Below are 19174 nucleotides of genomic sequence, written 5' to 3' on the forward strand. Positions count from 1 at the left end.
CGCTGAGCATTGAGAGCGCTATACTCGTAGTTTATGTTATTGCACTGCGCTCAGCGCGGTGTCGTTGGGTGAACTACTTTTCATGAACAAGGAGCAAAGAATGTCCGATGTCAAAAAGGTTGTGCTGGCGTATTCAGGCGGCCTGGACACATCCGTTATCGTTAAGTGGTTGCAAGAGACCTACAACTGCGAGGTAGTGACCTTTACAGCCGACATCGGTCAAGGTGAAGAAGTCGAGCCCGCACGCGCTAAGGCTCAAGCACTAGGTGTTAAAGAGATCTATATCGAAGATCTTCGCGAGGAATTTGTTCGCGATTATGTATTCCCAATGTTCCGAGCGAACACCATCTATGAAGGCGAGTATCTCCTCGGCACTTCTATTGCTCGTCCGTTGATTGCTAAGCGCTTAATTGAAATTGCTAATGAGACGGGCGCTGATGCCATTTCTCACGGTGCAACGGGTAAAGGTAACGATCAGGTTCGTTTTGAACTGGGTGGCTACGCACTCAAACCTGGCGTGAAGGTTATTGCGCCCTGGCGCGAGTGGGATCTCACTTCGCGTGAGAAGTTGATGGCTTACTGCGAAGAGCACAATATTCCCGTTGATTTTTCTAATAAAAAGAAAAAATCACCGTACTCCATGGATGCCAACCTGCTGCACATTTCTTATGAAGGCGGCATTTTGGAAGACCCATGGGCCGAAGCAGAAGAGGACATGTGGCGTTGGAGTGTTTCTCCTGAAGCCGCGCCTGAGCAGCCGACTTATGTAGAGCTGACGTTTGAGAATGGCGATATCGTCGCTATTGATGGTGAAGCGCTTAAGCCTCATGAAGTGCTTGAAAAGCTTAACAAGCTAGGTGGCGATAATGGTATTGGCCGCCTGGATATCGTTGAAAACCGTTATGTTGGTATGAAGTCCCGTGGTTGCTACGAAACACCGGGGGGCACGATCATGCTCCGTGCTCACCGCGCCATTGAGTCGCTGACGCTTGACCGTGAAGAAGCGCACTTGAAAGATCAACTAATGCCTAAATACGCTGAAGTGATCTACAACGGTTATTGGTGGAGTCCAGAGCGTCGTATGCTACAAGCGGCGATCGACGAAACACAGAAAAACGTTGCGGGCGTTGTTCGCATGAAGCTCTATAAAGGCAATGCAACGGTTGTAGGGCGTAAGTCCGAGCAGTCGTTGTTTGATGAGTCGATTGCAACGTTTGAAGATGATGCGGGCGCGTACGATCAAAAAGACGCAGAAGGCTTTATTAAGCTGAATGCATTGCGTCTACGGATTGCTGCCGGTAAAGGTCGTCAACAGAGCTAAGCATGCTAAGCGGCCAGGCGAAGTCTGGCCGCTTTTGTTGCGAAGGAGTCCGAATGTTTAAAAAACTATTTTCTGGCCTGTTGGGTGGCGCGGGTGCTGGAGCCTCGGAAGGAGGCACCAAAGCGGCCGAGCCAGTTGAATATAAAGAGTACTTAATTGTGTCTCAGCCTGATAACCAAAGTGGACAATTTCGCGTCAGCGGTTGGATCCGTAAGTTGGATGGCGAGGGCGTTACTCACGAGCACCGCTTTGAACGCTCTGACATGCTGCCAGGTCGTGAAGCCTGTGATGCGATGATGGTCGCTAAAGCGCAGCGCTTTATTGATGAAGTGGGTGAGGAGATGTTTACGGCTGATCCTCGTAATGCTAGTGAAACCTAGCAAGCTTTTCGTTTAGTTGAGGAGCGGAGTATGCACATGGTGTACCGTGCTTCCCCTTGGCGCTCCTTGGTATGTCATCATGGCTCATTGGATATCTCGGCGCTAAGTGCTCCACTTCGCGATTTTTACGCGCATACCTCTCTTTTTAATCCATCCTTATCTGACGCCTATGCCGCACAGCTCTCTTTTGTTGAGACATTGCTGCGTTATGACTTGCCTGCTTGGCGTATTAGCGAACTCATTAGCGACCACATCGCTTGGCTTTATCGCCAATCGATAGCAGCAGCGCTAGATGAAATGCAGGCACAAGGGTGGGGTAAGCCGCCGGTGGATTACTGCGTTGTTACGCTCGGCTCGGCGGCACGCTTTGAAAGCTTGCTTGGGCCTGACCAGGACAATGCGCTGATTATTGACGACTATCCTGACGCTCGACACGTTGAAATTGATGGCTACTTTCAGGCGCTAGGCGAACGTTTTACACAACGCTTAGATGAAGCAGGCATTCCGCTTTGCCGTGGCCATGTCATGGCGCGTTGGCCAATGTGGCGCAAGCGCTTGAGCGAATGGCAGCAGCAATTTGCAATTTGGAGTGCGGATCGTCAGGTTAAGCGGGTGCAGCAAACCAATATATGGCTCGATTTTTATCCTGTGGCAGGGAATCCTGAGCTCGCACAAACGTTAGGCCAACGGGTGCGTTCAACTCTCTCAAGCGCGCCTTTGTTCATGGATGAAATGGCGGCGTTGTTAGATGAGTTGCCGGTGGCGCTTGACCGGTTTGGTCGCATTGCTTCACATCCTGGGCTAGCTGCTCCCTATGACCAAGCAATCGATCTTAAGCGACAAGGATTGATGCCTCTAATAAGCGCTGCCCGATTACTCTGTGTGCGATACCAGCGAAGTGAGATAGGAACACGTGAACGGCTAACGGCACTTGCCCATTTCACACGTGCGTTGACGAAGGAGCAATCGGACTTACTGATAGCCGCTTTTAACCGTATGCAGCACTTGCTGCTAGAGCAGCAGCGCCACAATAAGTATCACGGGCAGACAGCTGACGGCTGGGTGGACCTGCGACGTCTTCGTGATGATCAGAGGTTACTGCTGAAATTTGATTTACAGCAAATCAAAGCGTTTGTTAACCAAGTAAAGCGCTTATAACGGCTATTCCCCTGTAAGCTGCGAAGAGTTACTTAGAGTTGACTCCTTAGGGGCTGCTGGCAGCTCTAGGGTTAAGCATGCGCCACCTAGCGTTTTAGCGTCTTCCACCCAAAGCCTTCCACCAATGTGAGCAATAATGCCTCGACTGATAGGTAAGCCAAGGCCGCTACCTTTGGGGCGCCCGCGTGGTGTCTCACCGCTTTGCTGTATTTGATGAAATTTCTCAAATACGCGCTCACGCTCGTCAGCGCTGATACCTGGGCCGTTATCTTCAACGCTTAAACGAAAATGATTACGGTGCCGATAAAGTGCCAGCCGCACTTGAGGCTGCTGGCGGTCAGCAAATTTACTGGCGTTATCGAGCAGGTTAATAATGACTTGCTCCAAGCGGTCTTGGTCACCGACCACCATGGCGGGGTCAGCCGCTAAACTGATATCGAGGGTAATACCTCGATCTTCATGTAAGCGGGCAACTGCATCGATGCTCTGCCTCGCTAGGGCTGCTAGGTCGAGGGTGACAGGATGAAGCGTCAAGCGACCGCTCTCTAAGCGCGCAAGGTCAAGAATTTCCTCGATTAAACGCGAAAGACGCTGGCTCTCATGGACAATAACGCCCAGAAAATGTTGGCGTTTTTCATCGGGTAATTGATCACTATCGCGTAATATTTCGGCAAACGCGCGTATCGAGGTTAGCGGGGTTCGAAGCTCATGACTTACCATAGCGACAAACTCGTCCTTCAGGCGGTCAAGCTCGCGCAGCTGTTCATTGGCACTGCGTAGCTCGTCACTTACGGCGACTAATTCTTGTGATTTTTGCTCTAGTCGACGGTTGTACTCCAGGGTTTGTGACGTGGTGTCTAAAATACTCAAAATCGACTCAAGATCCAGTGCTTCTCCGCGTACCACTGAATTGATTAGTACGCGCGCTGATGCACTGCCAAGAGAGCCTGCTAGCGCCTGCTCTGAACGGGTAATTAGATCGGCCGTTGCCGGTTCGTCTGAGCGGTAGTCGCTTTTATTAATGCTTTGGTTAAACACCCGATGGGTGACTTGGTTGCCAAGGTAGCGAATAAGTAATTCTTTTAAGGCGCCTTGAGTCGTCTGTCCTCTCCATAAAGAGGTCGTTTGCAAGTTAGGGTGTAAGGCGCCAGTGAAAAGGGCGGCTTGGGTTTGCTCAAGTGGCGTAGGGCGGCTAAAAAGTGACACGCCAATCAGTAAGCCAACATTTGCCAGCATACTCCACAGCAGTGCGTGGGAATAAATATCCCAATCTTCCAGGCCAAATAAGCGGTAAGGCATCAGCCATGAAATGCCCCATGGCCCCTGAGTTAGAAACGTTGCATCTAACCAACCGGATTGGGCAAAACCTGGCAGCAGTAACGTATAGCACCAGACTAAAAAGCCTGCGATTAAGCCAGCGGTGGCTCCTTGGCGAGTCGCGCCGCGCCAGTAGAGGCCAATTAACAGGGCTGGGGCAAATTGTGCCACCCCCGCAAAGGAGACAAGCCCGATAGTGACAAGGCTGTAGGAGTCACCAATCAGCGCGTGATATAGATAGCCAAGCAGCAGTATCAAAACGATGGCAATTCGGCGAATGCCCAACAGCCAACCTGCCAACTCGCCGGACGTGCTCAGGTGAAGGCGTTGTGTTCTTAGCAGTAAGGGCATAATGAGCTGGTTACTCACCATGGTAGAAAGTGCAATCGTTTCAACAATCACCATGCCAGTAGCTGCTGAAAGACCGCCTATAAATACGAGTAAGGGTAATCCTTCAAGCCCTGCAGAAAGGGGTAGTGTCAGCACAAAACTATCGGAATCGCCCGCGCCAGCTCCTAACAGAAGACCAGCAAAGGCGATAGGAATAACAAACAGGTTGATGAGCAACATATAAAGCGGAAATAACCAGCTCGCCCTGGCTAAATGCTGTTCATCGACGTTTTCGACAACCAGCACCTGGAACTGACGAGGCAGGGTTAAAAAAGCCAGAAAAGCAAGTATTAGCATTCCGGCCCAGCCAGTGGCACCGCCTGGTACGCTTTCCAACCCCATTTTTTCCGCTATTTCTGGCATTGTGGCGACGCTGGCGAATAGCGCACTGGGGCCTTCATACAACACAAACACCACAAAAATACCGACGGCCATAAACGCAATTAGCTTCACCAGTGATTCCAAGGCAATAGCAGCAACCATTCCCTCATGTCGTTCACTGGCATCGAGATGGCGGGTGCCGAAAAGTATAATAAATACCGCAAGCACTAAGGCGACCCAAAGCGATTTGTCCAGCCAGAAACGCTCATCAACCAGGGTGGCATCCGCTGTATTGGGGTAGTTCACAAGTACTGCATGGCTAACGGTGATCGCTTTTAACTGCAGTGCAATGTAGGGCGTTATACAAATAAGGGCCATTAATGCAACGAGTGCGCCTAAGCTGGTGCTTTTGCCATAACGAGCACTAATGAAATCAGCAATAGAAGTGATGCGCTGGCGGGATGCGATGCGTACCATTTTGCGAATGACGACAGGGGCGAGAAGCATCGCCAGGGTTGGACCAAGATAGATAAGCAGGAAGCTGGGGCCATGGTCTGCTGCGCGTCCCACGCTGCCATAGAACGTCCAGGCAGTGCAGTAAACGGCAATCGATAGCGCATATACCGTGGGCGAGCCAATTAATGATCGGCCCTGCTCGGCACGACGGTCCCCCCACGCGGCGACGACAAATAGAAGCGCCAAATAGCCAAATGCCGTTCCTAGAATCACTGCATCTGTACGCATGATCAGCGTCCCGAACGTTGTTCCATTAACCAGGCGGTGAGGCCAATTACCGCACCCCAAGCAATAAACAGATAAAGCGGCAGCCAGCTCATGCTCAAAGAGGTGAGCCGGTCAACCATGATAATCAGTGGGGGACTGAAGAGCAGTGTTGCTAGGGCGAATAAGGCTATTAAACGCTCGATTTGCCGTGAGCCTGGATGTTTCATGAGGCACTGGCATCCTGGCGATCAAACGCGTTGGCCTGCAGCGCCAACAGCTGCTCTAACGTATCCACGCCACGTGCTTCAAGCCGGGGTAACAACGCTAGCCATAACTCAGCGGTTACACGGGCGTCACCAAGCGCCGTGTGGCGAGTGCCTGGTGGGAACGTAAGATCGTATCGTTGTGCCAAGGTATCTAAATCATGCCCATCTAACGCTTCGTCTAATGCTCTTGAGATTAATAAGGTATCGATGACAGGCATATCAAAGACAACCCCTTTGTTAGTAATGGCGAGCATATCAAACGCGGCATTATGCGCTAATAAAACCGCTTCACCGACGTAATCTCGAAAGCGCGTTAGGACAATATCAAGGGGCGGCGCGCCGGCCACATCAGCATCTGTCAATCCGTGTATCGCTGTACTGGTAGGGGGGATTGGACGTTTCGGATCGACTTTTTGATCAAAGACCTCGCTGGCCAACAGCCGCGCATTGACCACCCGACAAGCCCCTAGGCTAATCACCGTATCCCCTCGGCGAAGCTCAAGGCCGGTGGTCTCAGTATCAAATGCAACCACCTCTAAACTGCGTAACGTGCGGTTAGCCAATTCTTCATCGGGTGGCGGCAGGTCAGCAATGCCGAAATCATGGAACTCTGGTCGCGGAGGTGCGGTTTCTCGAGGCGCCCCGACGCGCTCCATGGCTGGTAGCGGCAGGCGCAGGCGCGCATGAATAGCATCATCGTCAGCAAGGCTCCAAATATCGCTCGCATGCTGGCGCAGTACGTCTGACACCAGCGGATTAAGCGGCAGCGATGGCAGAGGCTGGCGACGCCATTTCGCTAGCTCATGCTCTGGTAAGGGGCTGCCTTGCCAAATTAAGTCCAAATAAACCCGCTTGTTGCCAAGGCATATCTCACCTTCAAAATGGCTAACCGGCAGGTGAGAATTAAGATGCTTGACTAAGGAATCAAACAGAACAATCAGTGCCGGTGCGTCGCCTTTAAACCAGGCAGGCATGCCGACGGGGGTGATGAGCCGATGCGCTGGATCTAAGCGTTCATCCAGGGCTTGCCAGAAGTCATTCGACCACATGGGGGTTAAGCGCTCGCCTTGATGTTGCAAATCATCCAATAACTGTCCGATTTGACCAACATTATCACCTAGGGTGGCGCCTTCCTCTTGGATTACCTGCTCGAACCGCTGGCGTAACATAGGGTTCTCAGTGCCGTTATGGCGCAGTTGTATCAGTGCATCCGCTGCACTGGTCAGGCTTGCCGTATGTTGGCGTAGGAGGGGTAGCTTGGTGGCGAGTTCTGCTCTAACACCCATTTCATTTGACCAGGACGCGGTTGCATCGCTAAACGTTAGTAGTGTTTCTCCATCACTGCCAGGAACTCGACGTAGCACAACCTTTAACCAGCGGTTATCACAAGGGGCAAGCAGTTCACGGGGCGAACCATCCGCTGGTAGTTGGCTGAGAGCTTGTTGTAGGCTGGCAACGGGTAGTAGCGCTTCTAAGCGTTTACCCAAGCCTAACGCCGTATTATCGCCAAAGAAATCTTCCGCGGCCTGATTGAATAGCATCAAACGGCGGTGGTGGTCACATAGCAATAAAGGGGTTTCGAGTACTTGTAGCAGCGTTTCTAATTCGCGGCGTATTTTTGCGGCGCTGCGTGCGCCATCGGCATGAGCCGTGGCTAATTGATTGCGGTCAATGCGCCAGCTCTCATGCACCCTTCGTAGGTCAGGGCCAAGCCCTTTTAGCCAGCCTTCTGGTGGGTGTTCATCACGAGCATCTGGGTTTGCCACTAATCTGGCTAGCTGAACCTGTAAATGGCGTAGAGGGGTGAACAGCATGCGTTCTAGTAGCAGGCCAACTAAAAATATCGTTGCGCCGCCGGAAAAACTGCCCAACCAGAGCGCTACACGGGTAGGGCCAGTAGGCGAAAGCTGAGCATCCAGCCACGCAGCAAAAATAGCGCCCCCCAGCAAGCTGATACCACTTAGCAGCAGCCATAGGCCAATGAGTCGCTGACGTTTAGGGAGCCCATCACGGGTCATTGCGGGTTACCATTGAGCAGTGATTTAACTTTTTCAATTAGCGACTGGGTCGAAAACGGTTTGGTGATGTAGTCATCAGCCCCTAGCGCTAAGCCTTTCTCACGTTCGATATCTCGCCCATGGGCGGTCAGCATAATGACCGGCAGTTGGGCCGTCGCTTCTGAACGGCGAAGATGCTCTAGTACATCAAAACCGCTGATTCCGGGCAGGCTGATATCAAGCAGCAGCAGGTCGGGGGCGGAATCGTTGATACGTTCGAGTGCGGCTTCTCCGTCGTAGGCGGTGACAACTTGAAAGCCTGCCTGCTCCATTAAAAATTCCAGAGACAGTACAATATTGGGCTCGTCGTCGACCACGAGTACTTTGGCCATGATGCCCTCCCTAAAGGGGTCGTTGTTAGGTGTTTGATTAGAGTGTATGTAGCGCGACAGGTTAGGCCAAGACGACCTTGGCCGAATGCTCGTAACGTCTCTCATCAAGTGGCTGCTTTTTACTTCGCTTAATGGGCTTTTATTAAGGTGTTTATGCGCGTTTTATTATTGTCTGCTTATGAGGCTGTTAGTCACCGCTATTGGGCACAAAGTCTGATGGCTGAAGTAAATGATGTCTCTTGGACGTTGCTGAGCTTGCCGCCACGCCACTTTTCGTGGCGAATCCGCGGTAACCCATTGAGTTGGTGGTTAAAAGAGTATGAGACACTGAGTGAACCCTATGAGGTTGTGTTAGCCACTTCGATGGTCGATATTGCCACGCTCGTTGGCTTATTCCCTCATTTAGGGCGTGCCAGAAAGATTGTTTACTTTCATGAAAACCAGTTTGCTTACCCAGAGTCTAGTGATCAAATCTCCCAAGTGGAGGCCAAAATGGTCAATTTATACGCGGCGTTGGCGGCGGATACGTTGGTGTTTAATACCGCCTACAACCGTGATTCTTTTTTTGACGGCGCGCGGCGGTGGTTAAAAAAGATGCCTGAAAACCTGCCAGCAGCTAAACCGTTAGAGCGTTTACGCCAACAGTCAAAAGTGTTGCCTGTGCCAATAATGCCGTCAGGTAAAGCCTCCCCAACTAACGCACACCCACGGCGGATTATTTGGAATCATCGTTGGGAGTACGATAAAAACCCCGAGGATTTCTTTGCGGTGCTGTTCAAGCTGAGTGAGCAGCAGGTTCCTTTTGAGCTGGCGGTGCTTGGGCAGCGATTTCGTGATGTACCCGCTATTTTTGAAGAGGCAGAAGAACGCTTGGCGGCGCACACGATTTGCTGGGGGCCGCAGCCAGAAGCAGAGTACCGAGCGTTGCTAGCGGGTGGTGGTATTGTGGTCTCTACTACTTGGCACGAGTTCCAGGGGTTAGCCATTATGGAAGCTGCCCAGCGCGGCGCGATTCCGCTAGTACCCGACAGGCTGTGTTTCCCCGAACTCTACCCTAATGACTATCGCTTTGATGGCACGCAAGAGGGGCTTTACCAACGACTGCACGCTTGGTTAACCGATCCCGCTAGCCAACCAGCACTGTTGAATACCCAGCAGTGGCAGTGGCCCGAATGGCGTCGCGCTTACCGTGCGCTTTTGATGGGGCACTGATCACTGAATTGTTGGTCGAGGTCCTGCTTTGCTCACGTTAACAACCAGTGGGCTTAAGCAAGTTCGGTTTTGTCTTTATAGTCGCACAGGTCTTCAATAATGCAGCTGCCGCAGCGTGGTTTGCGGGCAATGCAGGTATAGCGCCCATGTAGAATCAGCCAGTGGTGGGCGTCCTGTTTAAATGCATTTGGAACATGGCGTAGTAGCTTTTGCTCAACTTCAACGACATCTTTGCCTTTGGCGATACCCGTGCGATTAGAAACTCGAAAAATGTGCGTGTCTACGGCGATGGTGGGCTGACCAAACGCGGTGTTTAGAATCACATTGGCGGTCTTTCTCCCTACTCCCGGCAAGGCTTCCAGCGCTTTGCGTGTTTTAGGCACCTCGCCACCATGTTGATTGATCAGCAAGTGACAGGTTTTCATCAGGTTTTCGGCTTTAGTGTTAAACAGCCCGATGGTTTTAATATAACTTTTTAGCCCATCGATACCCAGGTCAATAATTCCTTGCGGCGTATTGGCCACAGGGAAAAGCTTGTCAGTGGCCTTGTTAACGCCCACGTCCGTCGCTTGAGCAGACAGCAGCACTGCTGCTAGCAGTTCAAAGGGCGTGCTCCAGTTTAGCTCAGTCGTGGGATGGGGATTCTCCGCCTGTAGGCGAGCAAAAATTTCATAACGCTTTTGGGCATTCATCGGATGCTCTCTTGGTTATTTGATAGTGCCAGTAACACGTACTCGACGATCTGTTCGGGGCACTGCTTGAGCAGGTTGCGCGCGAGCGCTACGGCGTTGATCAAGTACATTCTTTAACGCAATCAATAGCCCCGCAACGAAAAAAGCCCCGGGCGGCAGCACGAAAAACAAAAACTGATAATCATCTACGAAGGTGAGTTGCCAGTTGGTAGCAATAGGCCCAAATAGTAGCGCCATATCGCTAAACAGCGTGCCTTGCCCAAGTAGCTCGCGAAGTGCCCCGAGCAGAATCAATACGGCACCGAACCCGAGGCCCATCATAAAGCCATCAATGGCAGCCGGTATGACTGGCTGGCGGGAAGCGAACGCATCTGCACGCCCTAAAATGGCGCAGTTAGTGACAATCAGCGGAATAAAAATCCCCAACACTTGGTAAAGCGAATAGGCAAATGCAGCCATTAAAAGCTCAGCGCAGGTCACGAAAGCGGCAATCACCATGACAAAGGCGGGCAGTCTTACTGCGCTGGGAACCTGGTGGCGAATCAGTGAAATAGTAGTGCTAGCGCCCACCATGACAAGCAGGGTAGCGAATGCCAATCCCAGTGCATTGACAACGCTACCACTAACAGCCAGTAAGGGGCATAGCCCCAATAACTGAACGAGAGCAGGGTTATTCGACCATAGGCCGTTTCGGGCTAGTTCGCGCCACTGACTCATTGGCTGGACTCTTCGAAGGTGATAGGGAGTTCTGTTTCGGTGGCGTTTTCGGCGACATGTTCGGTGACATAGCTCAGTGCACTATGGACGGCGTTGACGACTGCGCGTGGCGTAATGGTGGCGCCCGTAAAAGCGTCAAAGTGGCCACCATCTTTACGTACGGCCCATCCACCTGGCGGCAGGCTGTTTAAACTCAAGCCATTAAACTCGGTTATCCAGTCACTTCGCTGGCGCTCAATGTCATCGCCAAGCCCAGGCGTTTCTTGATGGTGGGTAACGCGCACACCGGTAATGCGTTGTTGCTGGTCAATGCCCACCATTAGCCGAATTTCGCCATTGTAACCTTGGCGAGTAACGACTGGCAGGATGATGACCCGCTGATGATCGCGCTGGACATACCATCCATGTTGAGGTTCGCGGTGCCCCAACTGTTCCGGGTTAGGGAGCTTGAATACGCCATCTAAAACCGTTTGAACCGCTATATCTGTTAATGCGGCAGGCAATACATCCTGCAGTTGGCGGTGTTGATAGGCTAGCTGATGATCAGCGATACGCTCGGCAGTCACCGCACGGGTCAACGCAACGCTGCCAGCAGTGACCAGTGAGAACATTCCTAAGGCGAAAGCGCCGCGTAGCATGGCTTGGCGGGGCGTCATGGTGAGTCACCGTGCTTTGCATGCTGCTGTGCTTTAGGCTGGCCCGTAGGGCGTGGCACGGTATAGAGATCCAATAGCGGTACACATAAGTTCATTAGTAAAACGGCAAATGCCACGGCATCGGGGTAGCCGCCAAACGTGCGAATAATCATGACCAACGCGCCAATCCCCGCGCCGAAAAACAGTTTTCCTCGGCGGCTGGTCGCTGCCGAGACGGGATCGGTGGCAATGAAAAAGGCCCCAAACATTGCTGCACCTGTGGTTAGGTGAAACAGTGGTGAAGCAAAGTGACTTGGGTCGCTGGCATAAAAAAGCGTGGCGAGCACTGTTATGCTAACAAGCATTGCAACAGGGATATGCCAACTGATAATCCGTTTGGCAATTAATAGCAGTCCACCTGCTAACCAGGCTAGCGCGACGTTGCGCCAAGCGTTCAATGTCCCTTCAGGTAAAGGCTGACTAGCCCAAAATTCGCTGGCCAGTACCGTTTCACCTTTATGTTTAAAGGCATCTAGCGGCGTAGCACCACTTAGTGCATCAAGTGTGGAAGTCGGTAAGGTACCGCTTATCTGGACCCATAGGTTTTCAGAGATTAGAGGCTGCGGCGGCGACCATAACGTCATGTAAGTGGGAAACGATACGAGTAGTAGTGCGTAGCCCACCATGGCGGGATTGAAAGGATTCTGTCCTAGGCCGCCATACAGTTGTTTAGCAACCACGATGGCCGCAATAACGCCTATCCCAAGGAGCCACCAGGGGCTAGCAGGTGGTAGCGATGCACCTAACAGTACGCCGGTTAATACTGCACTTGAATCTCTAAGTGCAGGCTGTAACGGGCGCTGGCGAAGTTTTAACACCAGCGCTTCTGCGCCGAGTGCAAACAGGGCTGCTAAAAGCACATTGCTAATAACGCCCAGGCCGAAGTAAAACGTCATTGCGGCAAGCCCAGGCACGGTGGCGACGATTACCCATCGCATTAGATGGGCGGTGGGTGGCATCGTATTTAATGATTCAGTCGTTCGCTGCGAGGCGTGCATCATGCTCATGGCGATTCCTGTTGTGCCATCGTGGCGCGAGCTTCAGCCAGCCGAGTATCAGCTGCCTTAAGGTTTTCTTGGGCGGTGGCAAGTTGAGTTTCTAAATCATCGTGGCGCTGACTTGGGTCTTCTGCTGCAGCCCTTGCGAGGGTTTTTTCAGCTTTTCTCACTGCCGCTTTAGCGGCGGTTTGAGCAATGCGCAAGCTGCGTAAATCCACCACTTGCACTGTACTGTCGGTTGCCTTTGAGCTATCTGACGTCTGACGACTTTGTGCCTGCCTCGCTTGGCGACGAGCTTGCTTCTCGGCATTCTCGCGCGCCAGGCGAGCCTGACGAAATTCAAATCGATGTTTAGCGTGCTCGGCTTTGGCGGACTCAATGCGCTTAACGCGAATACGCTGCTTTGCCGAACGATAGTCTTGTACTAATGGGATATAACTAGGGCAAACATAACTGCAGGCACCGCACTCAATACAATCAAATAGGTGGAATTTTTCCAATGTAGCGTCGTTCTCTGCACGGGCATACCAATGCAGCTGTTGCGGAAGAAGCTGAACAGGGCAAACACTTTCACAAGCGCCACAGCGAATGCAGGGAGACTCACTGGGGGCTGGAGGAAGTTCTTCACGGGTGGCTGCAATCAAGCAGTTTGTCGTTTTGGTCACCGGGACATCAAGTGTTGTGAGTGGTAAGCCCATCATCGGGCCGCCCACAATGACTTGATGAAGCTGCTGGTTTGCTAACCCTACCTGCTGAAGCAGCGTTTCAATAGATGTACCAAGGCGTACCCAGTAGTTGCCTGGTGTGCTGATGGCGTCTCCCGTCAAGGTGACAATTCGCTCGACCAAAGGTTTGCCATCACGAACTGCGTATAGCGCTGCCAGCAGTGTGCCGGGGTTGTGACAGAGAACACCGACATCGGCAGGAAGGCCACCACTGGGAACATCGAGGTTGAGCAGTTTCTTGATCAATTGGCGCTCACCACCGCTGGGGTAGCGGGTCTCGATGACCTTCATCGTTATGCTCACTGGATGCTGGCAGTCAGACTGTTGAAAGTGAGAGAGCGCCTCCTTTAATGCATGGATCGCTTCGGGCTTATTATCTTCAATACCCACCACAATCTGATGGGCACCGCAGAGCCTAGCGACCATTTGCGCGCCTTCCAGTATCTCGGTTGGATAGTGGCGAAGAGCCAAGTCGTCTGCTGTGATATATGGCTCGCATTCGGCGGCGTTGACGACGAGCGTATCAATGCGGTGATGATCCGCTATTTGGGCTTTGATATAAGCGGGAAAACCGGCACCACCAAGGCCTACTAGCCCGCAGCTGTCTAGTCTCGCAATGGTCGTTTGGTGGTCTTCGGCACGCCAGTTAAGAGAGGGCAGCACTTGCCAGCGATCTAAGCCATCAGCGTCGATGGTGATGGCGTTATCACTAATCTGAGTCACTGTCCCGCTAATACTGGCGTGCAGGTTGGCCGATACCATGCCGTCTCGCTGGGCAATTAGGCTACCCACCTGAACCGTATCATTGATAGCAACACAGGGGATCGCGGGATTACCTGAATGCTGTTTGAGCGGAAGTGTTACTTGGGTAGGCAAAGTCGCGTTGCGAAGCGGCGATTGGTTCGAGCGATCTTTTCGTTCGGGCGGAGTAATGCCGCCCGGAAATTCATAGGCCGGCATGCTGGCTCCTGGTTAGCTGGCGATCGCTGGTGATTAAAGGTGCGTTGGTGACGACAGGCTGCCATTGGTTGAGAGGCTTGCTTCTGGGCAACATATCAATACAGTCGACCGGGCAGGGCGCAACGCACAAATCACAGCCGGTGCATTCATCTTCTATCACTGTATGCATTTGCTTTGCAGCGCCAATAATGGCATCTACTGGGCATGCTTGAATGCACTTAGTGCAGCCAATGCACTCGGCTTCACGAATAAATGCGACGGTATCTTCGGTGGCTGCTTCGCCATCCAGTGGCACAGGCTCTCGGCCTAATAAGTCGGCTAATGCGTGAATAGTCGCTTCGCCGCCAGGCGGGCACTTATTTAACGCATCGCCCTGATTGATGGCTTCGGCATACGGCCGACAGCCTGGGTAGCCGCACTGGCCACATTGGGTTTGTGGCAGCAGCGCATCAATCTGCTCTACCAGCGGATTTTCTTCGCCCTTGAAGCGCACACTGGCCATTCCCAGTAGTGCCCCAAACGTTATTCCAATTCCGGTCAACACACCCACTGCACTGAGAATGCCCCACCAAGAAAAGATGTCTCCCATGGCGGTTACCCCTGTGCTAATCCTGAAAAACCGAGAAATGCCAGTGACATAAGGCTCGCTGTGACCATTGCAATGGCGGCACCTCTAAACGGGGTTGGTATATCAGCATTGGCCAATCGCTCGCGCATCGCTGCGAACAGCACCAAAATCATCGAAAACCCAAGCGCAGCACCCAGGCCATAGAGAGTCGTATGAAAGAAACTCAGCTCGCGGTTAAGCGATAACAGGGCAACACCAAGTACCGCACAATTAGTCGTAATCAGCGGTAGAAAGATCCCCAGCACTTGATGCAATAGGGGGCTGAGTTGACGCACCATGATTTCGGTAAATTGCACGACGGCGGCAATAACAACGATAAAGCTGATAGTGCGAAGATAGGTAACGTCCAAGGGCACAAGTAAGCCATGATAGACCACATAACTAGCGGCAGATGCTAGTGTCAGCACGAACGTCGTCGCTAGCGACATACCCATCGCGGATTCCAGCTTATTGGAAACCCCCATAAACGGGCAGAGCCCTAAAAACTGTACCAATACGAAGTTGTTGACCAGCGCAGTACTGACCAAAATCAAGAAGAGTTCATTCATAGCGGCGTATTTTGCGCAGAAAGAGTGTTACTGGCTTTAGGGGGGGTAAATAGCACAACCTGATGTCTTCCGGCTGCTTTTGCAAGATAGAGCGCTTGGTCGGCTGTACTCATTATGGCGCTTGGCGAAGGCGATTTGCTATCTTTCAGCGTAGCGATACCAACGCTTACCGTTACATAGGGCTTCACGGGTGATGTGGCGTGGGGTAGCTGCAGTTGGTCTATCACTCGCGTCAGTTGCTCGCCAATGCCCTTGGCAGAATCTGGAGAAGCTCCCGGCAAGATGGCGCTGAACTCTTCTCCTCCCGTTCTGGCAATTAGGAAGTTGAATTTGGTTGCGATGCTATTAAAAGCGCCAGCAACTTGCTGCAAACATTCATCGCCTTGTTGATGACCGTAGTGATCGTTGTACAGCTTAAAGTGATCAATATCCAACATCATAACCGCTAATTCACTTGGTGTTGAGACAGCGTCTGAAAAGGCCGTTTCTAGGCGCTGATCATAAAGCCGGCGGTTAGGTAGACCCGTTAGTGCGTCATGGGTGGATAGCTTCAGCAGCTCGGCATTGAGCTGCTGCTGGCAGGCGAATTGCTCTTGAAACGTACGTGCCAGTAGCCCTATCTCATCGTTGCGTTTGGTAAGCCCATGGGCATCCGCCCCATCAATGCCTACTTGCTGAGTAAATTGAGTTAATAAACGTAGCGGCTTTAGCACAATTTTCTCAAGAAGCAGTAGTACCAAGGCAATGACCATGATCATCAAGCCAGCGGTCCATAACAGCACATAACGAAATGTGGTTAAGCTGGTTAAATAACTTGTACGATTAAGCTCAATGCCTACGCCTAACGATACAGAGCTGAGAGAGCTCGATGTAGGGAAGTAACGTTCGGCAAATACCGTATTGCCTGAAAAGCTGAAAACATCGCTGATAGAAATCGTCTCCTTACTGAGGTTGAGGGTGATAGGTAGCCCTGTATAAACCTCCATAAACGCCAACCAATCATCATCTAATGAGCGCGTCTTGAATAACCACCCAGCTGCCGTGCCACTTTTGTCAGTGCGTAAAATTGGGCTAGAGGCCATTATTGCCGGAGGACGGTCAGGGTAAATGCTACTCTGATCGGTTCTGTTTTCGGCAATGGCTGTCTGCATATTGGTTACCCATGGGTTCATCCAACTGCAGTCATCGATAGGGGCTCTACATGTTTGGTAGTCGCCTGTTACTGGATTTATTCCAGCAAGAAAGTGCACGTCTCCGCTGGCTGTGAAAAATGCCATGAGCTGATAGCGCATGTCTTCAAACATTTCTTGGCTAAAGTTGACGTCTGCATAGCGTGGATACTCTCCTTGTATGAACTGATAAGTATCATCCCAGTGAGCCCAGTCCCGTACTTGCGAATGTAGCTGCTGTTGATCCAACTCAAAGCTACGTTCAACACGGTCCAGCTCCCGTTTTACCGTAGCCCGTTCTTCTGCTTGCAGTGCCGGGAATATAAGCCATGCGCTTATTGATGCCAGCGCGGCTATTGCACATAGAAGTAATCCGCCAAGGGCAGCGAAAAAACGAAAACGCAATGAGCGTGGGATACGCTGGTGCATATAGCGAACTCAGTAGGGTTAAAATATCAGTATGAACTCATGAAAAAGGGGCTGAGGTTGCGTGCTCAGCCCCTTTGTCAAAGTATACCTAATTAAGTTACGCGCTGTCCTGGTTCCGCACCGGCATCGGGGGAAAGTAGGTAAATGCCTTCTTTGTTAGCAGATGCTAATACCATGCCTTCTGATAAACCAAAGCGCATCTTACGAGGAGCTAAATTAGCTACCATGATCGTCAAGCGGCCCTCAAGTGCTTCTGGTGAATAGGCAGAACGAATACCTGAGAAGACATTACGTGTTTCACCACCTAAATCCAGCGTAAGCTGGAGCAGCTTGTCAGCACCTTCAACGTACTGTGCCTTGGCAATGCGGGCAATGCGTAAATCAACTTTAGCGAAATCTTCAAAGCTGATTTCTGCCGCAATCGGTTCTTCCGACAGGGGACCTTTGGGAGTGTTTTTCAGTTTCTGCTCTTCCACTAAATCCTCCTTGGATGCCTCAATCATAGCGTCAATCTTAGCCCGTTCAACACGCGTCATTAATGGCTTGAATTTATTAATTGAGTGATTGACTAGTACGGTATTGCGGCTGTCCCAGTCAAGTGACTCAATCGCCAGGAATTCACGTGCCTGTTCGGCCATGGTTGGCACCACAGGTGAAAGATAGACCATCAACTGGCGGAACAAGTTGATGCCTACTGAGCAGATTTCCAGTACTTCGGCGTCTTGGTCTTCCTGCTTGGCTAGTGCCCAGGGGGCCTTGTCGGCGATGTACGTATTGGCTTCATCGGCCAATTCCATAATTTTGCGCATGGCCCGGCTAAATTCACGCGCCTCAAAATCGTCAGCAATCTCATCGCCAGCCGCGATAAAGCGCGCGACCATTTGTGGTTCGGCACAGTGTTCAGCCAGCTTGCCGCCGCCCAGTTTTTTCACAAAGCCGGCGCAGCGGCTGGCGATATTGACAACTTTTCCTACTAGATCAGAGTTAACTCGCGCAGAAAAGTCGTCGAGATTAAGGTCCAGGTCATCCACTTTGGACGTTAATTTAGCGGCAAAATAGTAGCGTAAATACTCTGGATTTAAATGTTCAGCGTAGGTAGCTGCTTTGATGAAAGTGCCACGAGATTTTGACATCTTGGCACCGTCTACAGTTAAGAAACCGTGACAGTTGACCGCAGTCGGCGTACGAAGGTCTGCACCGTGCAACATGGCAGGCCAAAACAGGGCGTGGAAATAGACAATATCTTTGCCAATGAAGTGGTAAACCTCTGCATCGGAACCCTTCTTCCAAAAGGTATCGAAGTCGATACCTTCCCGATCACATAAGTTTTTAAAACTTGCTAGATAGCCAATGGGGGCATCTAGCCAGACATAGAAGTATTTACCTGGAGCATCAGGAATTTCAAAGCCAAAGTAGGGCGCATCTCGGGAGATATCCCACTCATTAAAGCCCGACTCGAACCACTCCATCAGCTTGTTACGAATTTGTGGCTGTACATGGCCATCATTAATCCATTGCTGAAGAAATTCAGCAAAGTCTGGCAGCTTGAAGAAGTAATGCGTAGAGCTACGTACTTCTGGCGTTGCCCCAGAAATAGCTGAGACAGGGTTGATTAAGTCAGCAGGCGTGTAAGTGGCACCGCACTTTTCACAGTTATCGCCATATTGATCATCGGCACCACATTTAGGACACGTGCCCTTAATAAAACGGTCAGCTAGGAATAGACCCTTTTGCGGATCAAACATTTGCTCAATATCGCGGGTGGCAATATGGCCTTTATCACGCAAGCGGGTGTAGATCAGTTCGCTAAAATAGCGGTTTTCTTCTGAATGGGTGGAATGATAGTTATCAAATCCCACGCCAAAGCGGGCGAAATCTTCTTGATGATCTTGGGAAACGCGCTCGATCAGGGCTTCGGGCGTAATACCTTCCTGCTCAGCCCGCAGCATAATGGCAGTGCCGTGGGCGTCGTCGGCGCAAACGTAGTAGCACTGCTGTCCACGACTTTTTTGAAAACGCACCCAAATGTCGGTTTGGATGTACTCAAGAAGGTGACCCAAGTGAATGGCGCCATTGGCATAAGGAAGCGCGCTTGTCACCAAGATGTTGCGCGGGGCAGTATTTGACATGGTGAAT

The 19174-nt window shown here is 51.5% G+C and carries 17 protein-coding genes; 4 read left to right on the plus strand and 13 right to left on the minus strand.

Annotated elements, in window-relative coordinates:
• Window positions 1-100 precede the first annotated feature (100 nt).
• Genes JFC11_RS12490 through JFC11_RS12500 form a run of 3 tightly spaced genes read left to right on the plus strand, consistent with a single transcriptional unit; the run spans window position 101 to window position 2859 of the window.
• The gene (locus JFC11_RS12490) at window positions 101-1321 is read left to right on the plus strand and encodes an argininosuccinate synthase (protein WP_038484737.1); all 1221 of its coding nucleotides are present in this window, start codon (window positions 101-103) and stop codon (window positions 1319-1321) included.
• A gap of 53 nt (window positions 1322-1374) precedes the next feature.
• Complete coding sequence (locus JFC11_RS12495) at window positions 1375-1701, plus strand: HlyU family transcriptional regulator (RefSeq protein WP_120386896.1); 327 nt, start codon at window positions 1375-1377, stop codon at window positions 1699-1701.
• 30 nt (window positions 1702-1731) lie between these two features.
• Window positions 1732-2859 carry a DUF294 nucleotidyltransferase-like domain-containing protein gene (locus tag JFC11_RS12500; protein ID WP_120386897.1) on the plus strand — a complete coding sequence of 376 codons (1128 nt, stop codon included), beginning with the start codon at window positions 1732-1734 and terminating at the stop codon, window positions 2857-2859.
• Window positions 2860-2862: 3 nt separating this feature from the next.
• Here JFC11_RS12500 and JFC11_RS12505 read toward each other — a convergent pair whose 3' ends face one another.
• Genes JFC11_RS12505 through JFC11_RS12520 form a run of 4 tightly spaced genes read right to left on the minus strand, consistent with a single transcriptional unit; the run spans window position 2863 to window position 8265 of the window.
• Window positions 2863-5631, minus strand: coding sequence for an ATP-binding protein (locus JFC11_RS12505; RefSeq protein WP_198349669.1), 2769 nt, complete (start codon window positions 5629-5631; stop codon window positions 2863-2865).
• A gap of 2 nt (window positions 5632-5633) precedes the next feature.
• Window positions 5634-5837: a hypothetical protein gene (locus tag JFC11_RS12510; RefSeq protein ID WP_120386899.1), complete on the minus strand. Its 204-nt coding sequence runs from the start codon at window positions 5835-5837 to the stop codon at window positions 5634-5636.
• Window positions 5834-7894 carry a 3'-5' exonuclease gene (locus JFC11_RS12515; RefSeq protein WP_198349670.1) on the minus strand — a complete coding sequence of 687 codons (2061 nt, stop codon included), beginning with the start codon at window positions 7892-7894 and terminating at the stop codon, window positions 5834-5836. The genes JFC11_RS12510 and JFC11_RS12515 overlap by 4 nt, the downstream gene beginning before the upstream one ends.
• Window positions 7891-8265, minus strand: coding sequence for a response regulator transcription factor (locus JFC11_RS12520; protein WP_038484719.1), 375 nt, complete (start codon window positions 8263-8265; stop codon window positions 7891-7893). Before JFC11_RS12520 ends, JFC11_RS12515 begins: the two co-directional genes overlap by 4 nt.
• 153 nt (window positions 8266-8418) lie before the next feature.
• On the opposite strand from JFC11_RS12520, the gene JFC11_RS12525 reads away from it, so the two are divergent.
• A complete protein-coding gene (locus JFC11_RS12525; protein WP_198349671.1) occupies window positions 8419-9477 on the plus strand; it encodes a tRNA-queuosine alpha-mannosyltransferase domain-containing protein in 1059 nt (352 codons plus the stop codon).
• A 53-nt stretch (window positions 9478-9530) separates the two neighbouring features.
• On the opposite strand, the gene nth is transcribed toward JFC11_RS12525, so the two are convergent.
• The 9 genes from nth to metG form a co-directional block, all read right to left on the minus strand.
• Window positions 9531-10169, minus strand: coding sequence for an endonuclease III (gene nth, locus JFC11_RS12530; protein WP_198349672.1), 639 nt, complete (start codon window positions 10167-10169; stop codon window positions 9531-9533).
• Between the two features lie 15 nt (window positions 10170-10184).
• Window positions 10185-10886 carry an electron transport complex subunit E gene (locus JFC11_RS12535; RefSeq protein ID WP_198349673.1) on the minus strand — a complete coding sequence of 234 codons (702 nt, stop codon included), beginning with the start codon at window positions 10884-10886 and terminating at the stop codon, window positions 10185-10187.
• A complete protein-coding gene (gene rsxG, locus JFC11_RS12540; RefSeq protein WP_198349674.1) occupies window positions 10883-11542 on the minus strand; it encodes an electron transport complex subunit RsxG in 660 nt (219 codons plus the stop codon). The genes JFC11_RS12535 and rsxG overlap by 4 nt, the downstream gene beginning before the upstream one ends.
• Window positions 11539-12588 (minus strand): RnfABCDGE type electron transport complex subunit D, encoded by a 1050-nt coding sequence (locus JFC11_RS12545; protein WP_198349675.1) that lies wholly within the window; start codon window positions 12586-12588, stop codon window positions 11539-11541. The genes rsxG and JFC11_RS12545 overlap by 4 nt, the downstream gene beginning before the upstream one ends.
• Window positions 12585-14264, minus strand: coding sequence for an electron transport complex subunit RsxC (rsxC, locus tag JFC11_RS12550; RefSeq protein WP_120386904.1), 1680 nt, complete (start codon window positions 14262-14264; stop codon window positions 12585-12587). Before rsxC ends, JFC11_RS12545 begins: the two co-directional genes overlap by 4 nt.
• On the minus strand, window positions 14251-14853 hold the full coding sequence (gene rsxB, locus JFC11_RS12555; protein ID WP_038484697.1) for an electron transport complex subunit RsxB: 603 nt from the start codon (window positions 14851-14853) through the stop codon (window positions 14251-14253). The genes rsxC and rsxB overlap by 14 nt, the downstream gene beginning before the upstream one ends.
• Window positions 14854-14858: 5 nt before the next feature.
• Complete coding sequence (rsxA, locus tag JFC11_RS12560) at window positions 14859-15440, minus strand: electron transport complex subunit RsxA (protein WP_038484695.1); 582 nt, start codon at window positions 15438-15440, stop codon at window positions 14859-14861.
• A complete protein-coding gene (locus JFC11_RS12565; RefSeq protein WP_038484691.1) occupies window positions 15437-17038 on the minus strand; it encodes a sensor domain-containing diguanylate cyclase in 1602 nt (533 codons plus the stop codon). Before JFC11_RS12565 ends, rsxA begins: the two co-directional genes overlap by 4 nt.
• Before the next feature lie 92 nt (window positions 17039-17130).
• Window positions 17131-19167 carry a methionine--tRNA ligase gene (gene metG, locus JFC11_RS12570; protein WP_038484687.1) on the minus strand — a complete coding sequence of 679 codons (2037 nt, stop codon included), beginning with the start codon at window positions 19165-19167 and terminating at the stop codon, window positions 17131-17133.
• Window positions 19168-19174 lie beyond the last annotated feature (7 nt).

The sequence above is a fragment of the Vreelandella alkaliphila genome, assembly GCF_016107625.1.
GTDB lineage: Bacteria > Pseudomonadota > Gammaproteobacteria > Pseudomonadales > Halomonadaceae > Vreelandella > Vreelandella alkaliphila.